The organism is Nostoc sp. WHI (assembly GCF_015714725.1).
Classification (GTDB): Bacteria; Cyanobacteriota; Cyanobacteriia; order Cyanobacteriales; family Nostocaceae; genus Nostoc.
Window position 1 is genome coordinate 31713 of sequence record NZ_WBKM01000365.1, and the last position, 21243, is coordinate 52955.

A 21243-nucleotide genomic window follows, 5' to 3' on the forward strand; every position below is an offset into this window, starting at 1 on the left:
AGGGTAAAATGGTTACAAGTTAGGAGTGATAAATTAGGAGTTAAAGGCTCCTAACTCCTAACTCATAACTTATAACTTTATATAATATGTCTTCATTTCGTTCTGAACCTATTTTGTGGATTCACGTTGCTGGATTAGCGACTCTGCCTGTTTTTTTAGTACTGTGCTTATTGTTCCTATCTGTGGGCGAGCCATTTTTGCCCGTTTGGATGGAGTTATTCTTAGTTGCCGCCATTGGTATTCTGCCACTGCTATGGATGCAGTTGCGTCGCCCTTTTTACATATTTGCTCTTTTGGGAATAGCCTTAAAGCCAGAAAATCTGACTGAGCGTCAACGAAAAATTCTCTATTTAGTTAATACAAAGTTAAATCGTATCCTGGCCCTAGTGGCAGCAATATTGTCAGTTTGGATGCTGTGGTATCTCTACCAAATTGCCCCATTAGTAGCAAATACAGCTAAATTTTTACCACAGTGGCGCAGCCTTGGGCTATTGTTTGCGGGGTTAGCCTTTCTGGCCAGCAATCTATTTTTACAAATTCCTGTGAGTGTAATGCGAATTTTAGTGACTAATGACACAGAATTCGCGGCTATAGAACCATTATCTTTAGAAAATATTAAACAGGATTTCACAATCTTAGGGGTACGAGTTAATCAAATATTGCCCCGATTGTTGCAATCCCTATTTAAGGTTAATACAGATTCATAACAGCCTCCAAAGTAATATCATTTTACTTTAAAAGGCTACAAAATAAGCAGTAGGGGAGCAGAGGTAAAACTTCTAACTCTTGACTATTGACTGTTGAAATTAAAACAGAGGAATGAGAAACTATGGCTCAAATTCCAGCTTCTAGCGATCGCCAATTTTCTGCTGATACTAAAATTTGGCATAGCCTCAAATATGCGATTTCCACTAGTTCCGGTTTTCAACGCTGGCAACTAGAACGCGATGCTCAATTACAAGGACTTCGCTTGGAACAGCAGGTAAAAAGGTATTTACGAGAAACTTTAGAGACTTTAGCTTACTAAAAATTAAGTAAATCTTGCAAGCGACGGAGTTGACGGTACGCACCCTCCAAGCGATGCCTACGGCGGTAAACTACGCCATCAACTTCTACTTCATTGGTGGGATAATTCTTAATAATTTCAATTAGCGACACCTGTCCGTCTTGACTCGCGGAAAGTACCAAAGCAGATCGCAAAGCCTGCCGATCTGCTCGCCGAGACGGTGTATAAATAACTTGACTAATTTAATCCAAAATAATATTACCAATCCGGCTATCGCTATATCTAAAAATACAGGGTTTACTTTCACTGGTTCTGTTAAATACTGGCGGACTGCTTTGGGATCTTGTCGCGCCAAAGCTAAATTAACTCGTAGCGAACATGAGTGAGAGTTCACCTGTTTGGGCAAAGGTAGATAGCTGCTCCACTGAAAGTGATTCACGGAAGATGCGATACTTCAGCACCATTCGTTCCGCAGCAAAGACAGGAGTGGACAAAAGTAGACAGGTACTAACTAATAACCCAGATTCCGCAGGTGCGTAGGCGTAGCCCGCCGCAGGCATCGTAAAATGCTCTATTCTATTGTTTGGAATTCAATAATTTACAATTGCCAAAAGATTTTTCCATAACAAAATTTATAAATTTTTGCCCTCTCCGTTCCACCTCTTGCTGTTTCACAATAATAAAATTTTGGCTTTCAAAAAAAGGTTTAGCTGTAATGCTGGCTTCTGTAAATAACTTTTCAATCCCTAAAGTCTTTGCTTTTGATTCAAGCTGTTCTAAGATTTTCTTACCAACCCCTTTTCTTTGAAAATCTTTATGACAGTAAAAACGGTCAATATGGCCATTAAGCTCTAATTCCCCAAAACCAATAATTTGGCCCTGCTCCTCTGCTACATAAGTAAACTTACTTGCTAAACCTTTAATCCAAAAGTCAATATCCATGTTTGCTGGTGCCCAAGCAGCTACTTGTTCTTCTGTGTAGTCATGAATATTTACCTCATGAACAGTGTCGTAAAACAATTTGATAATTTCTTCAGTATCAGCTATTTCGTATATTCGTAATTTCATCAGGAAGTTAATTAATCATAAATAACTCTAGTAAAAATATTATCGACGCTGGTGGGGCTACTTTTACATAATCCTCGCAAGTGGCTAAAATTTTTTCTTTAATAATTGGGCTTGGGCACTTGTTCTACTCCCCTTAGCTCATGGCTGTTTCATTCTTTTAAAGCCTCCTGGAAAGCTAGGGACAAGGAAAAGTTTCTATCTTGTCTCCCCCTGAATCTTTAATCGAATCAATGCTTGGGCAGTGATTTGCTGGTTTTCCTGAAATTAAACCTCATATATCCACTTTATACAGTACAAATGTACTAAATAACTGCTAAAATGCCTTACAAAGTCAGCTAGCTTTGCTTAAGGGAATATGAAACAAATCCAAGACAGCTACAAAAAGCCCATTTTGCTCAAAGTTTCCCTGTTGCAGCCTACATCGGCGACTACAGCCATAGTGCCACTGCAACCCCAACCAGAAAAAATTATTAGTGAGTGGGAGCGTTTAACAGCACAAGTCGAACGCATCAATCAAATAGCAGGAGAGTTAGAAGCAGCGATACTAGAGTTGAAGGCGATCGCGAACACACTCAATAGTCAAAAACGTTACCCACTGCTGAAGAACGAGCTAGGCAAAAATATTTGTCAGTATTTTGCAGTTAGCGTTCCTTGGGTAAGACAACAGCCAGACGAATCATTTATTCTGACAATGCGAAATATTGATTTATTCCGAGCAGAAAGGGAAGCAGCACTGCTAGCACAGCAACTTCGTCAGCAAAATAAAAAAAGATTAGCATCGCAGGAACATGGAAAAAACAAGAGTGGGGCTGAGACTAGACGCTTGTTCAAAAAGGCATTAGTCAACAAATCTTAAAATTATCAATATTCAATGGCAGATCACCTCTGAGGTTGTAGCAGTTATGCTGATTGAAGTGGCAGAAAGAAGTAACTTCTTCCTCAAAATTGCTACACACTACACTGCTATGCTAATTGCCACTAACTGTAGTGGCAATTGAGCAAAGCTGCCCTAAGATTTGCACTTTTGTCAAACTAAAGTGCAACATCAGGGACAATCAATCAGTGCACAGAAGAGGTAAAAAGAAGGTGTTAAAGACACTTTTAGTGATTGCCATTGGTTTTTTACCGTCCCTGTTTTCCCTGTGGGTAATCCATAAAACCCATTTGCGATCGCGCCTACGGATCAGGCAAGTAACAATAAATTTTCCAGCGATGCACGAACGGCAAAGCGTCAGACCTGTTGAGAGCGATCGCTATTATTTGGAAGGGGTAGGTTACTTGATTGGCGACATCAGCTGCAAATTTAATGCTAGGTCTGGTTACATCCGTTGTGCTATTAATCCCGACGGCCCTTGTAATGGTTGCCGTCACTACGAATCTAAGGAGTTGAGAGGTGGTACTGAAAAAAAGGCTTAATCCATTTTTTCAAACTGCGATCGCATAAGACACATACTCCTAAGTCAAATCAAGCTATGCCGAGCATTTCTTAGAGAAACGCCTTACATTTGAGCATCGCTTCCTCAACAGGTTGTTGTTCTTACCGCATTTTTCAGTATTATTATTTATTTAAGTATATTTTAGAATCTTCACAAATTACCACGTACACACGGATAAAATATTAGGGGTGTGTAGCACTTAAGTGATAACTTGTATGAATCTGGGAGAAATAGTAAAATTTGCAGAGTGTTACAACCAGTGTACTGATTGAGGTAGTACAAACCTGCGATCGTCAACGACTTAAGTAGATTGGCACAATAAAACCAAACTAATGAAGAAAGATAAACTGGGCTAAAACCTTTTCCCTTATGCCTCTTACCTTATTCCAACGATAAATATTTACGCCGACCTACTTACTGCTATTGACTTTTTTGAGCAGGCTATTCAATCATTGTTAGCCATTCTCAACAAGTTACACCTTGAATTATTTAACTTTAGACTTGAATTATTATCTAAAAAAACACAGAAATTAACGCTAATGAACCAAGTACAGGTATTAATGCTGGGGCCTAGTTTAGAACAAAATGGCGGAATAGCAACAGTTGAAAAACTGATAATTAAGCATAGTCTTCCTGAGATAAAAATACAGCATATAAACACCCATGACGAAGGCTCAATTGCTTACAGAGTGAGTGTTTTCGGCAAAGCTTTAGCTACATTTTTATGGAAATTATCAAGTCAAAAAATAGATGTTGTACACATTCATATTTCCGATGGTGGTAGCATTTTCCGAAAAGCGATTTGTTGTGTTGTTGCCTTTATCTTTGATAAGCCCGTCTTAATGCATACTCATGGTGCCGAATTTCAGGTAACTTACGCTAAACTTCCTCAACGAGTCCAGCAAGTTTTAAGTAAAGTACTTCAACGCTGCCAAGGGTTTATTGTTCTTTCAGAAAGTTGGCAAAATTACTATGTGTTAAATCTATGTTTAAATCCCAAGCAAGTTATTATTTTGCCTAACCCCTCCGAATTACCTACAGAGGTTCCTGACCGCAAAAATCGGACTCAAATCAGTTTCTTCTTTTGTGGGCGAGTCGGTCAACGCAAAGGGACATTTGATTTGATTAAGGCATTTGCTAACCTGCCGGATCATCAAAGAAAATATACTCGGTTAATTCTGGCAGGAGATGGTGAAATCGAAAAAGCGCAGCAGTTGGCTGCTAGTCTCAACATCGCAGACCAGGTAACTTTTCTGGGTTGGATTAATTCCGAAAAACGGGATGAAGTTTTGTCACAAGCAGATGTGTTTATTTTGCCTTCTTATAACGAGGGTTTGCCTCTGGCGATTTTAGAAGCTATGGGTTGGAGTTTGCCAATAATTGCAACTCCTGTTGGAGGTATTCCTGAATTAGTGATTTCAAATCAAAATGGTCTGCTAGTTACCCCAGGAAACATTCAACAGTTATCAGAAGCGATGGAATTGTTGATTGAAAATGAGACTTTACGACTTTCTCTAGGCAGTACTGCTAGGAAAAATGTCGAGCCATTGGATATTAGAAATTGCTCAGTTCGTTTGGCCGATATCTATCATTCATTGTCGCAACTTAATTAACGAGGTGCTGATCTGATGAGAATTAATATTTGTGGAGTCAAAATTGATAAATATAATTTTGATGAAGTTGTAGAACTAATCGTTAAACATGTGCTCTCCCACAGTAAGCCAGAATATGTTGTTACTCCTAATGCCATGCATATTTTGACCTTACAAAAGGATGCCAATTTTCAAGAGATTTATCGCAAGGCTTTTTTAGTCGTGCCAGATGGGGTGTCACTCCTGTGGGCGGCTAAGTTTTTACAAACCCCCCTCAAAGGTAGAGTTAATGGTACAGATTTGTTCGAGAAACTCTGCGCCATTGCTGCTGAAAAAGGATTGAAGGTCTTTTTATTAGGAGGTCGCCCTGGTTCTGCCGAAAAAGCTAAAGAAACTCTTGTTGCCAGACATCCAGCTTTGCAGATTGTTGGTACTTACTGTCCTCCCTACGGATTTGAGTCTCAACCAACAGAATTAAATTCAATCAACTCAACAATTACAGAGGCGGCTCCCCATATTTTATTTGTAGGTTTGGGAGCACCTAAACAAGAAAAATGGATAGCTGCCAATTATTTGTGTTTAGGAGTGCCGATTTCCGTAGGTATTGGGGTCAGCTTTGAGCTAGTTAGCAACATGGTGACAAGATCACCAGTTTTGATGCAAAAAGCAGGTTTGGAATGGTTATTTCGGCTTTTAGTTGAGCCTGGCCGCTTATGGAAGCGTTATATCTTGGGTAATCCTGCTTTTGTTTGGTTAGTACTGAAACAGCGCTTAGGGTTATTTAATAGCCTATCCCAAAACCTTGACTGCGCCAACAGTAATGAAAGCACACATAAGGCAAAGTAGCGCTAAACAATTCTCGACTTTCTTTTTTCATCAGATTTTAATTACTTGAATTTATACCTGAATTCTTATGTAAGAAAACATATAGGTTAAGGTTAATGCGATGTCTATAGCGGGCTACGCCTACTCTAACCACCATAGGTATTGAAAAACCAAACCGATAATACTTAGATTGTCTGTATTAAGGGTAAGTCCCAAGGAAAGTTGGGGAAGAATAGGCGTGACCCATTGAATATTTGTCTTTGCATAGTCAAATAAAAATGATTTAATAAAATTCTTACAAAAGTGTAAATCTGCCTCATCTTGTTTGCAAATTGTTACCTTTGCTATTAGCTTTTATAGCTAATCTAATAACTACATGATTATTAAACTATGAAAAACGCTTTGCCTCGGACAACAGCATTATTTTCAATTTGCGCTTTGCTGCTAACAAGCTGTGGTGGTGGCACTAACACTATGACAAATTCTGCAAATAATAACACTGTAACTGATACCGCCGCGACCACGGGTACATCGAGTGCTATTCCCATCGGTATTGCTTTAGCACAAACGAGCAACGTAGCATTACTTGGTCAAGAGGGATTTGTTGGAGCCAGAATTGCCGAGAAGTATTTCAATAGTAAAGGTGGTATCAATGGCACTCCGATTAAATTAGTAATCCAAGATACTAGCGGAGATGAAGCTGGAGCAATTAATGCTTTTCAAACTTTAATTAATAAAGATAAAGTTGTCGGTATTGTTGGCCCTACTTTGTCACAGCAAGCTTTTAGTGCCGACCCCATCGCCGAACGTGCTAAAGTCCCAGTTATTGGAGCATCAAATACCGCAAAAGGAATTCCAGAAATTGGTGATTATGTAGCTCGTGTATCTTCGCCCGTCTCGATAGTTGCCCCTAATTCTGTAAAAGCTGCACTCAAACAGAATCCTCAAATTAAAAAAGTGGCAGTTTTTTACGCCCAAAATGATGCTTTTAACAAATCAGAAACGGAGATTTTTCAAAACACGGTTAAAGTTCAAGGGCTAGAATTAGTAACAGTTCAAAAGTTCCAAACTACTGATACAGACTTTCAAGCCCAAGCTACCAATGCAATTAACTTAAAACCAGATTTAGTAATTATTTCGGGACTAGCTGCTGATGGTGGTAACTTAGTGCGACAACTGCGAGAACTGGGTTATAAAGGCATAATTATTGGTGGTAATGGTCTGAATACACCAAATGTTTTATCAGTGTGTAAAGCACTTTGCGATGGTGTGCTGATTGCTCAAGCTTACAGTCCTGAACATCCTAGTGAGATTAATAAGGTATTTCGCCAAGCTTATGTTGAGCAATATAAGAAAGAGCCAGCCCAATTTACTGGTCAAGCTTTTGCTGCGGTACAGGTGTATGTTGAAGCTCTTAAAGAATTGGATAAAAAGTCCAAAATCAGCACATTACCTCTTGATAAACTGCGTACAGAATTGAACAAGCAACTACTAGCCGGAAAGTATGATACTCCTTTGGGCGAGATTGCTTTTACACCAGTGGGTGATGTGATTCAAAAAGAATTTTACGTTGCCCGAATTAAGATGGATAAAGATGGAAACACGGGAAAATTCGTATTTATAAAATAGTTGCAACATGAATTTAACTCTATTTTTGCAACAATTTTTGAACGGATTATCTATCGGTAGTATCTATGCAATTTTTGCCTTGGGCTATACTTTAGTTTATTCCATTTTAGGCATCATTAATTTAGCTCATGGTGCTATTTTTACCTTGGGTGCATATTTTACTTATGCATTGATGGGTGGTAATTTTGGATTTAATGGTTTGTTGGCTAATGCGGTACTACCGATAAAATTACCATTTGCTATGTCCTTGATTTTAGGAAGTACCCTAGCAGGATTGGTAGGGGTAGCGATGGAACGTGTTGCTTTTCAACCTTTGCGGCGTGAAGGATCTGACCCTTTGCTAACTGTTGTTTCCAGCTTGGGGGTAGGAGTGGTAATTGTAAATTTAATCCAGTATTTAGTAGGCGCGGAAAGTTACACATACCCAGCAAATACTTATGGTAATTTGCCACCTGCGATTAACTTTGGTAGTCCAGAAAACCCAATTCCTATTCGTAGCGTCCAGGTGGTAATTTTTGGTGTATCAGTTGCGATTGTGGCAATTCTTACCTATTTTATCAATCGGACTAAATATGGTAAGGCAATGCAAGCGATCGCAGAAGATCCAACTACTGCTAGTTTGTTAGGAATTAATAGCGATCGCTTTATCATCCTTACATTTTTCATCAGCAGTTTTTTAGCAGGATTGGCGGGAACTTTAGTTGCATCTAGTGTTAGTATTGCAGGGCCATATTTCGGTATTGCTTTTGGATTGCGGGGTTTAGCGGTAATTGTCTTAGGTGGTTTAGGTAGTATTCCTGGTGCAGTGTTAGGAGGTTTATTAATTGGATTAGTGGAGGCGTTTGTACCCGCCGAATACTCTGGATATAAAGACGCAGTAGCCTTTGGAATTTTGTTTATCATGTTATTAGTTAGACCCCAAGGTTTACTGGGACGGCGGTTTATTCAGAAAGTTTAAAGAGACGTAGCGCCATGAAAACATACACCAAACAAAAACTAACCTTTGAGCAATTTTTAAAACAGTGTCCAGAAGAAGGTTTATATGAACTTGTAGATGGAGAAATTGTAGAAGTGCGTGCAACTAGAAATCATGATGATGTCGCCAATTTTATATTGTTTGGTTTCAATGATGAAATTAGGCGATTCAACCTGAATTATGTAGTTAATAACACAGCAGTATTTAAAACTATAACTCCCGATGGCACAGAGCAAGGGCGCAAGCCTGATGTAAGTGTTATAGATAAAGATATATGGCGCTCAAATCGTTCTGCTTATGCTGCACTTGAAGAACCAATCCAGTTAGCTATAGAAGTAACATCAACTAATTGGGAAGATGATTACATTGATAAATTGGATGAATATCAACGCTTAGGTATTACAGAATATTGGATTGTAGATTATTTGGCAATTGGACTTAGAGAGTATTTGGGAAACCCAAAAGTTCCAGCTGTATTTGTTTTTCTATTAGATGCTGAGGGAAAATACCAACGTACACAGTTTAGAGATGCAGAACGAATTGTGTCACGAACTTTTCCTGAACTAGCGATGACAGCAGAGCAAATATTAACAGCTTAATAGTTGATAAAAGTGATAGTTTGATTAAGCTTGATCAAAATCTTTTAAAATGGCTGATTTTTTCGCTACTTACGGTTCTCTAATTATCTCTATGGTATTGGGGGCGTTACTAGGGTTATCGCTTTATTTACCGCTAATGACAGGGCAATTGTCTTTAGCTAGTCCGGGATTTTATGCTTTAGGTGGATATATTGCAGCAATTTTATCCACAAAAGTTTTTACATCTAGCAGTAGTCTGTTTCCCATTCCTTTGTTGTTATTGGAAATGCTAATTGCTGGTATAATTTGTGGTTTATTAGGTGTAGTAGTGGGAATTCCCGCGTTGAGATTGCGAGGAATTTATTTAGCGATCGCTACTATCGCTTTTGTGGAAGTTTTGCGCGTCATCTCCCTGAATTTGGATATTACAGGCGGTGCTGTAGGGATTTTTGGTATTCCTCAACCTTTCCAAACACAAATTGAATATTTGTGGATTGCTTTGCCATTACTATTAATTAGTATGGTGCTACTTTATCGTTTAGAACGCATCCGCGTCGGAAGGGCTTTTATCGCTATCCGCGAAGATGAATTAGCTGCGGGTGCGATGGGAATTGACCCCACTTATTATAAAGTTTTGGCATTTACATTAGGGGCTATACTTGCAGGGGTTGTAGGTGCAATTAGCGCCCACTTCCTTAATACCTGGAATGCCCGTCAAGGGACTTTTGATGCTAGTATTATATATTTAACTTTTGTCTTGATTGGTGGTTCGAGAACTTTCTTAGGTCCGGTAATAGGAGGTATGGCATTTACTGCATTGCCAGAGATCCTGCGAAGTCTAGCTGACACAGGTGGTTTACCTAATTGGCTAGCACAATTTTTGCGCGATGGCCGATTAATTATTTTTGGCTTACTAATAGTTATAGGTACAATCTTTTTCCCCCAAGGGCTAATTACTCCAGATATTTTTAAAAAACGCAAAATCCAAAAGTGAACTATTCATAATAATATGCAAAAATGTCACATAGTATTCCAGCAGATAACAGCAATATTGCCTTAGAAGCAAGAGCATTGACTCGCCGTTTTGGTGGTCTAGTAGCGGTAAATAATGTATCTTTTAGTGTAAATAAATATGAGATTTTTGGACTGATTGGCCCTAATGGTGCTGGCAAAACAACACTGTTTAATTTGATTACCGCCTTCATTCCACCTTCTAGCGGTAAATTAATCTATCAAGGTGCAGAAATTTCCCAACTGCGTCCCCATCAAATTGCTGCTTTGGGTATTGCCCGTACCTTCCAAAATATCCGCTTGTTTGGGGAATTATCGGCGTTAGAAAATGTGATAATCGCCCGACATTTACACACTAAAAGTAATATGATTACAGGAGTTTTGGGATTACCACCAGCGCCTAGTGAAGAATTTAAAACTAAGCAAAAAGCTTTAGATTTATTGGATTTGGTGGGATTGAGCGATCGCGCTGACGAAAAAGCTAAAAACTTTGCCTACGGTGATCAACGTCGCTTGGAAATTGCCCGCGCTTTAGCATTAAAACCGCAAATCTTACTTCTTGATGAACCAGCTGCGGGGATGAACCCTAATGAAAAACAGCAACTTAGTGCATTTATTCGCAGTCTCCGCAATGACTTCAATTTGACAATCATCCTGATTGAACACCATGTACCATTGGTTATGGGTTTGTGCGATCGCATTGCTGTATTAGATTTTGGTCAATTGATTGCATTGGGTGAACCATCTGTAGTCAGAAATGACCCGGCTGTAATTGAAGCTTATTTGGGAAATGATTGAATTTATGTAGACATAATACTCACAAATTCTTCTAAAGAATTGACAGCGATACCTCCGGTAAGCTCCGCTAACGCACTATCCATTAAATTTTCTAATTGTTCCACACTTTTACCTTCAAGCCTCGCTTCAAACTCTTGGGGAATTTCACCAAAACGTCTTCGCAATATTCGGATTAAGTACTGTCTTGAACCTTGCTGAAGACCTTGTTGAAAACCTTGTTGAAAACCTTGTTGAAAACCTTGTTGAAAACCTTCAGCAAGAATTTCTTGATACCAAGGCGATTCTCGCAATACTGCCATATCCCACCTCATGATTTGTTGCACTAAAGGCAATAAAGGCGATGTCTAGCGACAAGTCGCTCCGCGCCTACGTGGTTTGCTCAAATAGACAAAATACTTACAAATTCTTCTAAAGAATTCACAGCGATACCTCCGGTAAGCTCCGCTAACGCGCTATCCATTAAATTTTCTAATTGTTCCACACTTTTACCTTCAAGCCTCGCTTCTAACTCTTGGGGAATTTCACCAAAACGTCTTCGCAATATTCGGATTAAGTCCTGTCTTGCACCTTGCTGAAGTCCTTGCTGAAGACCTTGCTGAAGTCCTTGCTGAATTCCTTCAGCAAGAATTTCTTGATACCAAGGCGATTCTCGTAATACTGCCATATCCCACCTCATGATTTGTTGTACTAAGGGCGTGTCTAACACAAAGCTAGCAAAAAATGCTAGCAAAGATTCTAATTGGTTCAACTGTGCATCTGCTCGTAGCATCTGTAGTGCGCGTTGCACAACTGATGCCTCGCCTCCTCCTCGCAGGATTGGCACAAACGGTAACAACGATGGCAATGGTTGCTGAAACACAATCTCAGCATCGATTTCCCACAAATTAATCACGCGATAATCTTGGATAGCACGTAATCCCAAAAATTCTTGCTCGTAACTATTGACAATAGTTAAGGTGGATGGCGGCGGTAAGATGTTAACGAGTACTGGGTAAGTTGGCAGTCGGTAGCGCTCTTGTGCTAGTGCTGCATAAGCTCTCATGCGTAGAGGCATATGTGCTGTATAACGCAACTGTAGTTCGTTAAGCACCAAAAAATCCCCGTGGGTGGCACTGTATGCCTTCACTAAAACATCTGTTTCCCGGCTAATCCACTGAAACTCCGAGTTGAGAATTTCTTTGGCTACTACTTCGGAATTCTGTGTAACCCATTGTACCCACGCATCAGGAGCTAAACTAATCAGTCGCTTACCACCTGTATCTGCTGCTTTTGCCACAGGACGTTTGATATAAAGATTAGTACTTAAGGATACACTACAAGGATTACAGTATTCTAGTGCTAATTTCAAATTGAAGCGATGTCTACGACGGTGACTGAGCTTTGCCGTACCACTTGGTGGAAGCAAGCTAGGCGCAGCGTCTCGTAGAAAAGTGCGGGCTACGCCATATATTAGGAATTGTATATTAATGTAAGTCAATATTTCTGGATATCAACTACAAATGAACGCCGATGAACGCCGATATGAAGATAAACAAGCTTTTACAATTTTAGAAGTTCAAGAACTTGATGTAAGTTATGGCGGTATTCAAGCTCTTAAAAAGATTAATTTAATTATTCAAAAAGGCGAGGTAGTTACTTTGATTGGTGCTAATGGTGCTGGTAAAACTACAACACTCCGCGCTATATCTAAAATAGTTAATCCCAAGAGTGGCGTGATTATCTATAATGGACATAATATTACCCGCCGCCAAGCTCACGAGGTTGTACAACTTGGTATCGCTCATTGTCCAGAAGGGCGCAGAGTATTAGCGCGGCAAACAGTATTTGATAATTTACTTTTGGGTGCTTATATTCGCTCTAATCAAGCCGAGATAAAAGCAGATATTCAGCGCCAATTTGAGCTATTTCCACGTTTATCACAAAGACGCAATCAATTAGCAGGAACCCTCAGTGGTGGTGAACAACAAATGTTAGCGATCGCTCGCGCTGTCATGAGTAAACCACAACTGTTACTTTTAGATGAGCCTAGCTTGGGTTTAGCACCTGCGATCGTCCGGGAGATTTTCTCAATTATTGAAAATCTCCGTGCTACAGGGGTGACTATTCTGTTAGTTGAACAAAACGCCAAGCTTGCTCTGCAAATTGCCGATCGCGGTTATGTTTTAGAAGCTGGTTCTATTACCTTAACAGGTGCAGCATCCGAATTAATTAGTGATGAGCGAGTTAAAAAAGCTTATTTAGGATGATTAATTAAATGAAAACTTGGGAGGTACAAGCAGAGGGAGCATCCACTTTTGGAAGATATACAATTTCTGGGAGAATATAACAACAGATAAAACAGTGTGCATGACTCACCATGAACCAAGATAAACAAGAACGAATCAAAGCCTGCTTACAAGAATTGTCAACACTGCTGTATGAAGAAGCAGACAAAAGTAAGCTGACAGACCTTGAAGGCATAGAAAAAACAGTTCGGAGTCAAGTATTAGAACTAGTCAGCCTAGAAATAGCCCTTTTTTTATCGAACAAAAAACTGGAACAAAATAATAATCAGGCTGAACGATCGCTGCGTTTGGCTGTGACAAAACGTAAGGTTAGTGGTGGTTCCCGTTCAATGAAGCGGTTTCAACACACTGCTAATTTGTTGACGGTGGTGCAGACTTGTCGCCGTCAAGGTCGCTCTGTGATTAATTTTTTTGTACAGGCACTACTGGCTGATTCTCTTAATTACCAATCTCGCCCGTCTCTGCTTACTCAATATTAGACCTGAATCCTTACAAATCTACTCTATCAAAAGATTAAAGTTGGTCGGCAGGATTTACGGATTGCTGCCATCGCTCTCTCAGTAAATGGAATTTTGGTTACACAGAACAACCGAGACTTTTGTCAAGTACCAAATTTAGTTTTGGACAATTGGACTTTGTAAAGCCGTTCTTCAAGCCGCGCAGTAGTGACTCACTACAACATTAAATTTGATAGTCACACACTAAGCTATTTACAGTGTAACTACATATTGAAATTAGCAAAGTTAATGGTTTCTTAACCTGTCAAAAAGGATTTAAGTGTAATCTATAGTTATCAGTAAGCTTTAACCATTAATACTTTTAATAATGGGTAGATACTTGCCGAATCAAAATTCAGAAAACTTTATCTTGGAGTGTAGGATGAAAGGTTTTATTACACGTAAAATTGCCATTGTAGTTGCTGTAGTTACTGCAAGTCTTGGCTTGAGTGCTAACAAAATTTCAGCTGACGTTGGGAACACTAAATCAACTGAGATCCTTCAAATCAATGTTACAGGCAAATGGTCTCCTTTAAGATTCATTGGCCTAACCTCAAATAATACTCTTGTAAATATAGATCCAAGTGGATTTGCTTTCGCAATTCAAGTCAAAGGAATTGACGGCAACTTACAAGGTATTGACTTCCGTCCAGCAAACGGTTTGCTTTATGGTGTCACCGATACTGACAAGGTATACACGCTCAACCCTAGAACTGGTCAAGCGACCTTTGTGAGCCTACTATCTAGCAGTTTTAATGGAGGATTTCAGTCAGGGTTTGACTTCAATCCCGTAGTAGACCGCTTACGGATAGTAGGTAGCAATGACCAAAATCTTCGTACCAATGCAGATACTGGTGCAGTTCTTGTCGATACATCCCTAGCCTATGCTAGTGGTGATGTCAACGCCGCAGTTGACTCCAACGTTACCGGTGCCGCTTACATAAATTCGGTTGCTGGAGCCACATCAACTCAACTTTATGGCATTGATTACGATCTTGATGTGTTAGTACTGCAAAGCCCACCCAATAGTGGTACTCTCAACACTATCGGCAAGCTTGGTGTTAACTTTGCACCCACAAGCGGGTTTGACATCTTTACAGATGCACAAGGCAAAAATACTGCCTATGCACTATCTGGTTCAGTTCTTTACACTATTGACCTATCTACTGGCTCTGCAACTAAAATCGCCGATGTACCTAAAGGTAACTTCATTGGTTTAGCCGTTAGATCTAGGTAGGCGTCCCCAAGCTCGACTTGATCTATTTGTTAAAAGCGTAAACGCGTATGCTCTGCTCTTGATTGTTAAGATATTCAATTGAGAGCAGAGCAGACGCTTTAGAAAACCTCACGAACTCCTCATAAGCGGAATTTTTAAATTTCATACCTTAATTTAGCAATACCAAATTTTTAATTTATATTCTTTATAAGTCTTACCCTAGAGAGCAGACTACTTGTGCTGTACTAAAATACAAGAAGCAGATGGTAAAATCCCCAACTAAATCTCTGACTTTGGAGGAGTTTTTGAAACTACCAGAAACAAAACCTAGCTTAGAATACATCAACGGTCAAATTATTCAAAAGCCAATACCTCAAGGAAAACATAGCAAATTACAAGGTAAGTTAGTCACAGGTATAAATGAAGTAGTTGAAAGTCGAAAAATTGCCCTAGCTTTCCCCGAATTGCGATGTACTTTTGGTGGGCGTTCAATTGTCCCTGATGTAGCTGTATTTGCTTGGGAACGGATTCCCCTAGATGAACGTGGAGATGTGTCAAATGTTTTTAAGGCATATCCAGATTGGACGATTGAGATTCTTTCGCCAGATCAAAGCCAGACTAAAGTAACCGGAAATATTTTGCATTGTTTAAAATATGGTACTCGCTTTGGTTGGCTGATTGATCCAGATGAGCGTTCTGTTTTAGTCTATCCACCAAAGCAGCAACCAGAACTTTTACAAGAAGAACAAGAAATATTACCAGTCCCCGATTTAGTTAGTAATCTTCAATTAACTGTAAGCTTTATAACCAAACAAAATACTGTTAATTCTTAGTACTAAAATTCCTGTACTTAATTCTTGCCGATAAAACTGAAAGTTTAAAAAGGACTGTTTAAATAAATTAATTATTGGATGCATAAAAAGAAAGACTGTAATAATTGATGCTAGAAGAAGAAGCATAACATATAAAAATACAAATAAACTTTGAATAAAGTCGTGTTGCTAATCATATTTTACTGAATTGTTTATTTTAAAAAACAAAAATATTCCCGATGTTACACTTGCACTGATAGTAATGTTAATTAAGTTTAGCAAGTATTGGTTTTCCATGTTTACTTATAAGATATGAATAAACGAAAATTTTTATAAAAAGTCTATTTATTTTAAATAAAATAACATGAATATTTAAGTTTTATCTAAACTATTAAAATATTTATGTATTTTCTAGTTAATTATTAAATTAACGATTTTGCAGATACTAAGTAGGTTTAATTTAAACACGTAAAATAGAGGCTTTGAGATTAATTCTCTACGACACTCTCCGCGCAGCTTCTCTATAGGAGTAAGCTTCACTCCGTTCCGCTCGTAATTACATTTTATGTCTAATTTAAGTACGGCTACTGATCAATATGAATAAAAGTATCATGAGGAAACCAATTGTCTAGAGCTTTTAGTCGATATTGCTTTAGAGACTTGGCTAAAAAGGCTTTAAATAAAACTACATTGACAGCACTAATAAGTTTTCCTAATCATTAGTATTATTAAATAATATTACGATTTTTGTCATATATTAATATTTGCAGCCCTCCTTGCAGATATCTATATTTGTTTAGCGGCGAATTCTATTCACCGGAATAATTAAACCCATGAGTCAAATAGTCTGGATCGCAAGACACGCCAACCGCCTCGACTTCGTAAACCCCGATTGGTTTCTCACCGCCGAACGACGCTACGATCCACCCTTGTCTGACGATGGTTTCGTGCAGGCGCAACAGTTAGCTAAACGATTGAAAGCAGAAAAAATTTCCCATATTTTCGCCTCCCCATTTTTGAGAACCGTACAAACGGCAAACGCAGTGGCAGAAGTTATGGATTTACCGATCAAATTGGAAACAGGCTTGAGTGAATGGCTAAATCCAGCTTGGATGACAGAAGAACCCGAAAGACTCTCAACTCCAGCATTAGCAGAGTTATTCCCCAGAATTGACATCGGCTATACTTCGCGCATCGCCGCCAAATACCCTGAAACTCACGAAAAAGTGCGAGAACGTTCTGGGCAAACTGCAAGATGTTTAGCTACTGAATTCTTTCCACAGGATATCCTGCTAGTAGCACACGGTGCATCTGTGTTGGGGGGAGCAATGGGGTTAGTAGGGGAAATTGCCAAAACAGAAATTAAGGCTTCTCTATGTTCTCTGGTAAAAGTCGTGCGCGAAGACCCAAAATGGTTGTTAGAACTAAAGGGAGATACTTCCCATTTAACCCACATAGAGGAAGTTATTCGATTTGCTTGAATCTCTGATAGAGATTTGCAATTATGGCTTTGGCTACGTTGGGTATATCCTACAAAAAGTAATTAATCCGCGAATAAGTTCTATGACTTTGTTACTTGCAGGAGACATCGGCGGTACGAAAACTATTCTGCGATTGGTTGAAACATCAAACTCACCAAGTTCAGATACTATTTATCAGGAAACTTACCACAGTGGCGATTATCCCGATTTAGTACCCATAGTGCAGCAGTTTTTGGTCAAAGCCAACACGAAAATACCACAAAAGGCTTGTTTTGCGATCGCTGGGCCAGTGGTGCAAAATACTGCCAAGCTGACTAATTTGGCTTGGTTCCTGGATACCGAACGTCTACAACAAGAATTAGGTATCCCGCAAATTTCTTTGATTAACGACTTTGCTGCCGTTGGCTATGGCATTTTAGGTTTACATAAACAAGACTTACTGACGTTGCAAGCTGGCAAATGCCAACCCGATGCCCCCATTGCGATTATTGGCGCTGGGACTGGCTTAGGACAAGGATTTTTAATTAAGCAAGGACACCAGTATCAAGTCTTTCCCTCAGAAGGTGGACACGCTGACTTTGCTCCCCGGAAAGAGTTAGAGTTTCAGTTGTTGAAATACCTGTTGGATAAACATGATATCCAGCGCGTTTCTGTGGAACGGGTAGTTTCTGGACAGGGAATTGTGGCAATTTATCAATTTTTGCGCGATCGCAAAGTTGCCACCGAATCACCAGACATCGCCCAAATAATTAGAACTTGGGAACAAGAAGCGGGACAGGAAGAGAAAAGCGTCGATCCTGGTGCTGCCATTGGTACAGCCGCAGTACAAAAACGCGATCGCCTTTCGGAACAAACCTTGCAATTATTTATAGACGCTTATGGTGCAGAAGCCGGGAATCTCGCCCTCAAACTTCTACCTTACGGTGGCTTATACATCGCTGGTGGAATTGCCCCCAAAATTCTGCCCTTAATCCAAAATAGCGGTTTCTTGTTAAGTTTCACCCAAAAAGGCAGGATGCGCCCCCTCCTCGAAGAGATACCCGTGTATGTTATCCTCAATCCACAAGTAGGGCTAATTGGTGCTGCTTTATGTGCTGCTAGGTTATAATCCCCAGTTATATCATGTCCGGCTTAATACTTATGTCATTGCGAGGGTCGCGCGGCAATCCCAAAGCCTTGCGATTGCTTCATTCCACTTCTCTACGAGACGCAAGCGCGTAGCTTGCTTCGACCTAGGAGTACGTTACATTCGCAATGACATATCGTAAGTGATTTGCCGAACTTGATATTACATGCTTTGTACGAGATTTATCCAGGACTTACGCAAACAAATACATTGTCCTTGCGAGTGTAGCAAAGCGAAAAGACGCATTAGCAACGCCAAAATCAGAGCTAATACTGAAACAATGGAAGTAATGCTAAAGCGACTTGATACTCCCCACCGCTAACGGCGGATGGGGATTCTTAAGAAATCCAGAACCGGATTCTTAAAGGCGCTATCAAATCGCCGCTACTGATTCTACTTAGGTCTAGCCCAAGCTTCACCGCTACTTTTCTTAAAATATTTGCTGCACCGTTAGCATCAGCATTTATTTTTGTACCATTTGCCGAACGGTACAAACCACGCTTAACTCGCTTACCAGACTCTTGCCACCCTTCAGGTTTTTCGCCGAATGTAGGTAGCAAATCAGAGTCTAAAAAACTCGCTTTACTCGTGTAGCTTTCTTCAGTTTCCTCAAACCTTAATCCGTATTGTTGACAGAGTTGAGCAATCCTGTCTTTCAATCTGGCAGTAGGAATTTGCACAAACTTTTGATTGGTCTTGCTGCCAAGATTAATATTTTGGCGCTGACCTTCATTCCATCCAAAAACAATTGTCCCTATTTTGTTTTCAAGGCAGTGATTTAAAATCAATCGAGCAGCTTTATTGACCGCATCCCTAACTTGCCTGTTGCGTTTCTCGGTGATCAGAGCTAATTGTTTACTCCAGAATCCTTGTGGTTGATTCTCTTTAAGGACAGACACTCGTTTGTTATACCACTGGTTCAAACTTTTGAGGTGCAAGCCATCAACAATCAAAGATGTGCCAACATTGCTAACTATTGTTAGCCAGTTATTGAGTCCTGGATCTATGCCAATGACTTTATTGAAATCTACATCAGATTGAATGGTTGAAAGTTTGTAAACAAGCTCTAAATAGAATTCACCATTTCTAGGGAGAATTCGATACTCTCTAATTTGCTTGTGGTCAAGGTTAGATGGCATAGGCAAGTAGAATTCGGCTATTTCAAACCATGCTTTAACTTTGCTACCCAAAGGGAAACGTAAACCTTGTGGTTTCAGTTTTATGGCTTGAGCCGGATATGTTACCAAGCTTAATCCGCTATCTCGATATCCTGGAAGCTTTGGTTTTTGCGTTACAGTTCCATTTTTTATTCCTTTAAGTAGACCCACGAATGACTTAAATGACTCTTGCACTTGCATCAAGCATTGTTGGGCTGCTTGGGAGTACATTGCCGCAAAATGAATGTTGTCAGACAGTTCATTATTTAAATCAAACTTGCTAGGGATTAGACCCGTCTTGAAGTAAAGCTGGCGTGCATAGTACGTTCCGCAATTAGAGAGTTTTGTTGCTTCACCACACAAAAACTCTAAAATTGCTTTTAGAGCATTGTCGGGGTTTAATAGTATTTGTTGGCAGCCATATAACATCAGTCGAATGGTGTGATTGTGTTACTCTCAATACTATATCATAGATTCTAGGGTTGACTCGAAGTGAGTAGAGATAGTTTAAGGAAAGGAGCGCACGTAGTTTTTGACATTCATCTACACATGGTTTTCATAACTAAGTTTCGTAGGTCAGTTTTTACGAGTGTGATGCTTGCAGATATGGAGCCTATTTTTGTGCGGGTATTGACCGCCAATCAGTGTATCCTTGAAGAATTTAATGGAGAACCAGATCATGTGCATTTGCTTGTAAATCTACACCCAGACAACAATATTTCTGATTTAATGGCTTCGCTTAAGTCTGCTTCTAGCAGGATTTTAAGACAACAGTACAAATCAGAAATAGGCAAGTTTTACTGGGGCGAAAAAGTTAAACTATGGCATGATTCTAAATGCGTGGTTTCATGTGGTGGAGCGCCGTTGGAAATAGTTAAGGATTATATTAAAGGACAGTCAGGCGGCAAAGAATGATTGTCTACTACGCTCCGCTCCGCATTAGCTAATCCATCCCCACCGTGTAGACGGATGGGGTTTTCCGCGAAATCTGATAATAAAGTATGAGTGAACTTCCCAACAGTCTTGAAGATGCGATCGCCCAATCTCGTGTAGCTACCCAAGCTGCCCTTGCAGATGGCTGTACTCGCTTACAAGTTGAGTTCCTGTTCCCAGAACTCAAGTTTATGCCGGTGGCGGAACAATTTCTGCCACTGTTTACAGAATATGATTCCCGGTTGAAGATTTTCTTTGCTGACGCTGGTGCTGCTGCCCTAGCCAGACGCGATTGGGCCGATGCACCATTTCAAATTTCCGATATTGGCACGGGAAGGGCTGCTTCCTTGCAGACAAAAATTCAGCCAGAGGATGAAATTTTCTTGTTCATTGCCCCCACTTCCGTAGAAGTGACGCAATTAGAAAAGCTGTGTGAAGTAATAGGCGATCGCCCTTTAATCTTGTTAAATCCTCGCCTAGAAGATTCTGGAGTCGTGGGCATTGGTTATACAGCTAGAAAAATCCGCGATCGTTTCATCAGTACTATTGAATCCTGCTATTATCTGCGCCCTGTAGACGATCAAAGCGCTCTATATCGCTGCTACCCAGGACAGTGGGAAGTTTGGCTGGAAACAGGCGGCGAATATCAAAGAATTGCCGAATTACCTACAAAACCATCAGGTGATGAGTTGGATCTTATCTTTTTAAAAGGACAACCGCAAACAAAAACAGATGCGACACCTGCGAGAAAGCCCAATGTGTTTAAGGGTTTGCAACGGTTTTTAAAGGCGTTGAGTAGTTAGGAGAAAAAGTTTTC

General features: G+C 39.9%; 22 protein-coding genes and 2 pseudogenes. 19 read left to right on the top strand and 5 right to left on the bottom strand.

The features are described 5' to 3' along the window. Positions 1–86 precede the first annotated feature (86 nt). On the top strand, positions 87–707 hold the full coding sequence (locus F8S12_RS37705) for a low-complexity tail membrane protein (protein WP_196521438.1): 621 nt from the start codon (positions 87–89) through the stop codon (positions 705–707). Positions 708–829: 122 nt separating this feature from the next. Next, positions 830–1027 carry a hypothetical protein gene (locus F8S12_RS37710; RefSeq protein ID WP_196521439.1) on the top strand — a complete coding sequence of 66 codons (198 nt, stop codon included), beginning with the start codon at positions 830–832 and terminating at the stop codon, positions 1025–1027. On the opposite strand, the pseudogene F8S12_RS37715 reads toward F8S12_RS37710, so the two are convergent. Both F8S12_RS37715 and F8S12_RS37720 read right to left on the bottom strand, forming a co-directional pair. Continuing rightward, a pseudogene (locus tag F8S12_RS37715) lies at positions 1024–1566 on the bottom strand (alpha/beta hydrolase). The gene F8S12_RS37710 and the pseudogene F8S12_RS37715 overlap by 4 nt on opposite strands. Positions 1567–1582: 16 nt before the next feature. Further along, positions 1583–2074 (bottom strand): GNAT family N-acetyltransferase, encoded by a 492-nt coding sequence (locus F8S12_RS37720; RefSeq protein WP_196521440.1) that lies wholly within the window; start codon positions 2072–2074, stop codon positions 1583–1585. Positions 2075–2429: 355 nt separating this feature from the next. Between F8S12_RS37720 and F8S12_RS37725 the strand changes: the two genes are divergently transcribed. The 9 genes from F8S12_RS37725 to F8S12_RS37765 all read left to right on the top strand — a co-directional run bounded on the left by F8S12_RS37725 (position 2430) and on the right by F8S12_RS37765 (position 10919). After that, the gene (locus F8S12_RS37725) at positions 2430–2930 is read left to right on the top strand and encodes a hypothetical protein (RefSeq protein WP_196521441.1); all 501 of its coding nucleotides are present in this window, start codon (positions 2430–2432) and stop codon (positions 2928–2930) included. 230 nt (positions 2931–3160) lie between these two features. Then, positions 3161–3490 carry a DUF6464 family protein gene (locus F8S12_RS37730; RefSeq protein WP_196521442.1) on the top strand — a complete coding sequence of 110 codons (330 nt, stop codon included), beginning with the start codon at positions 3161–3163 and terminating at the stop codon, positions 3488–3490. 559 nt (positions 3491–4049) lie between these two features. Then, positions 4050–5123 (top strand): glycosyltransferase family 4 protein, encoded by a 1074-nt coding sequence (locus tag F8S12_RS37735; protein ID WP_196521443.1) that lies wholly within the window; start codon positions 4050–4052, stop codon positions 5121–5123. 15 nt (positions 5124–5138) lie between these two features. Next, positions 5139–5948, top strand: coding sequence for a WecB/TagA/CpsF family glycosyltransferase (locus F8S12_RS37740; protein WP_196521444.1), 810 nt, complete (start codon positions 5139–5141; stop codon positions 5946–5948). A gap of 369 nt (positions 5949–6317) precedes the next feature. Beyond that, entirely contained in the window at positions 6318–7556 is a 1239-nt protein-coding gene (locus F8S12_RS37745; RefSeq protein ID WP_196521445.1) for an ABC transporter substrate-binding protein, read from the top strand. 7 nt (positions 7557–7563) lie between these two features. Continuing rightward, complete coding sequence (locus F8S12_RS37750) at positions 7564–8514, top strand: branched-chain amino acid ABC transporter permease (RefSeq protein ID WP_196521446.1); 951 nt, start codon at positions 7564–7566, stop codon at positions 8512–8514. A gap of 14 nt (positions 8515–8528) precedes the next feature. Continuing rightward, positions 8529–9131 (top strand): Uma2 family endonuclease, encoded by a 603-nt coding sequence (locus F8S12_RS37755; RefSeq protein ID WP_196521447.1) that lies wholly within the window; start codon positions 8529–8531, stop codon positions 9129–9131. 49 nt (positions 9132–9180) lie between these two features. Then, positions 9181–10104: a branched-chain amino acid ABC transporter permease gene (locus F8S12_RS37760; protein ID WP_196521448.1), complete on the top strand. Its 924-nt coding sequence runs from the start codon at positions 9181–9183 to the stop codon at positions 10102–10104. Positions 10105–10127: 23 nt separating this feature from the next. Next, complete coding sequence (locus F8S12_RS37765; protein WP_196521449.1) at positions 10128–10919, top strand: ABC transporter ATP-binding protein; 792 nt, start codon at positions 10128–10130, stop codon at positions 10917–10919. Between the two features lie 2 nt (positions 10920–10921). Here F8S12_RS37765 and F8S12_RS37770 read toward each other — a convergent pair. Together F8S12_RS37770 and F8S12_RS37775 are read right to left on the bottom strand one after the other, a co-directional pair. Next, positions 10922–11245, bottom strand: a pseudogene (locus tag F8S12_RS37770) (DUF4351 domain-containing protein); the annotation flags it as partial. Between the two features lie 53 nt (positions 11246–11298). Beyond that, complete coding sequence (locus F8S12_RS37775) at positions 11299–12195, bottom strand: DUF4351 domain-containing protein (protein ID WP_196521467.1); 897 nt, start codon at positions 12193–12195, stop codon at positions 11299–11301. 223 nt (positions 12196–12418) lie between these two features. Between F8S12_RS37775 and F8S12_RS37780 the strand changes: the two genes are divergently transcribed. The 6 genes from F8S12_RS37780 to F8S12_RS37810 all read left to right on the top strand — a co-directional run bounded on the left by F8S12_RS37780 (position 12419) and on the right by F8S12_RS37810 (position 18318). After that, positions 12419–13165: an ABC transporter ATP-binding protein gene (locus F8S12_RS37780; protein WP_196521450.1), complete on the top strand. Its 747-nt coding sequence runs from the start codon at positions 12419–12421 to the stop codon at positions 13163–13165. Between the two features lie 110 nt (positions 13166–13275). Then, positions 13276–13683 (top strand): IS66 family transposase, encoded by a 408-nt coding sequence (locus F8S12_RS41875; RefSeq protein WP_269144872.1) that lies wholly within the window; start codon positions 13276–13278, stop codon positions 13681–13683. Positions 13684–14083: 400 nt separating this feature from the next. Then, on the top strand, positions 14084–14938 hold the full coding sequence (locus F8S12_RS37795; protein WP_196521451.1) for a DUF4394 domain-containing protein: 855 nt from the start codon (positions 14084–14086) through the stop codon (positions 14936–14938). 242 nt (positions 14939–15180) lie between these two features. Next, entirely contained in the window at positions 15181–15750 is a 570-nt protein-coding gene (locus tag F8S12_RS37800) for a Uma2 family endonuclease (protein ID WP_196521452.1), read from the top strand. 812 nt (positions 15751–16562) lie between these two features. After that, complete coding sequence (locus F8S12_RS37805) at positions 16563–17210, top strand: histidine phosphatase family protein (protein WP_196521453.1); 648 nt, start codon at positions 16563–16565, stop codon at positions 17208–17210. An 82-nt stretch (positions 17211–17292) separates the two neighbouring features. After that, complete coding sequence (locus F8S12_RS37810; RefSeq protein ID WP_196521454.1) at positions 17293–18318, top strand: glucokinase; 1026 nt, start codon at positions 17293–17295, stop codon at positions 18316–18318. A 356-nt stretch (positions 18319–18674) separates the two neighbouring features. On the opposite strand, the gene F8S12_RS37815 is transcribed toward F8S12_RS37810, so the two are convergent. After that, on the bottom strand, positions 18675–19922 hold the full coding sequence (locus F8S12_RS37815; protein ID WP_230968555.1) for an RNA-guided endonuclease InsQ/TnpB family protein: 1248 nt from the start codon (positions 19920–19922) through the stop codon (positions 18675–18677). A gap of 63 nt (positions 19923–19985) precedes the next feature. On the opposite strand from F8S12_RS37815, the gene tnpA reads away from it, so the two are divergent. Both tnpA and F8S12_RS37825 read left to right on the top strand, forming a co-directional pair. Next, a complete protein-coding gene (gene tnpA, locus F8S12_RS37820) occupies positions 19986–20408 on the top strand; it encodes an IS200/IS605 family transposase (RefSeq protein ID WP_196521455.1) in 423 nt (140 codons plus the stop codon). 86 nt (positions 20409–20494) lie between these two features. Beyond that, on the top strand, positions 20495–21229 hold the full coding sequence (locus F8S12_RS37825) for a DUF1995 family protein (protein WP_196521456.1): 735 nt from the start codon (positions 20495–20497) through the stop codon (positions 21227–21229). Positions 21230–21243: the final 14 nt, after the last annotated feature.